1 protein-coding gene and 2 pseudogenes are annotated in these 808 nt (G+C 45.2%); 1 reads left to right on the top strand and 2 read right to left on the bottom strand.

The annotated features are described in order from the left end of the window. Window positions 1–141, top strand: a pseudogene (locus ACWHAR_RS25680) (hypothetical protein); the annotation flags it as partial. Between the two features lie 71 nt (window positions 142–212). On the opposite strand, the gene ACWHAR_RS25685 reads toward ACWHAR_RS25680, so the two are convergent. Both ACWHAR_RS25685 and ACWHAR_RS25690 read right to left on the bottom strand, forming a co-directional pair. Continuing rightward, on the bottom strand, window positions 213–635 hold the full coding sequence (locus ACWHAR_RS25685) for a GNAT family N-acetyltransferase (protein WP_144459374.1): 423 nt from the start codon (window positions 633–635) through the stop codon (window positions 213–215). 3 nt (window positions 636–638) lie between these two features. Further along, window positions 639–808: pseudogene (locus tag ACWHAR_RS25690) on the bottom strand (hypothetical protein); the annotation flags it as partial.

Raw genomic sequence — 808 nt, forward strand, 5'->3', positions numbered from 1 at the left:
CGGGTATACAAAGAACTGGAAAAGCAGCAGGAGAATCAAACGGCCGCTGAAAGAAAGGTAAACGAGATGAAACGTAAGCGCTCTCTTTATAAGAGATTGCGAGAAAAAGGAATGGGCACATATATTAATCGATATGTATAAAAAACCGTTCATACGAGAGAACGGTTTTTTATATGCGGAAAAAATCCGGATCTCAAAAGATCCGGATGCGTTCAGTCCTTCATCATTTGTAAGTGCGGAATGCCGGCATCGAGGAATTCTTTTTCAGAAAGCACGCGATACCCGTGTTTCTTGTAAAACGGCACAGCCTGTGTTTGCGCGTTTAAAATGAAACCGGAAGCGCCTCCGTCTGCCGCGGCTTTTTCGAGCGCTTCCATAATGATGCCGCCGACACCGGCTGAGCGGTGGCTTTTCAGTACGCAAATCCGCTCTAACTTGCCGTAGCCGTCCTTCATGCGCCATCTTCCGGCACCGACAGGCTTTTCACCGTCGTACACGACGATATGCTCTGACTCATTTTCAAGTTCGTCAATTTCTTCTTCAGCAGGCACGTTTTGTTCTTTGACAAAGACTTCTTCTCTTACATAGAATGCATCTTTCAGTTGTTCTTCATTTTTTGCGATAACTGCTTTCAAACATTATTCTCCTCTGCCTAGCAAGAAGGTTTCATATACTGTCCACGATCCATTTTCCAACTGGTAAAGCAAGTGGAAACGGTCAACGATTTCTTCATGCGACACTTCCTGCATTTTTAATTGTCCCAGCACATCTGAATGCTCATCGTCGGAAAGGTTTTGGCCGACCGTCA

This window comes from Bacillus sp. LR--39 (assembly GCF_053613335.1).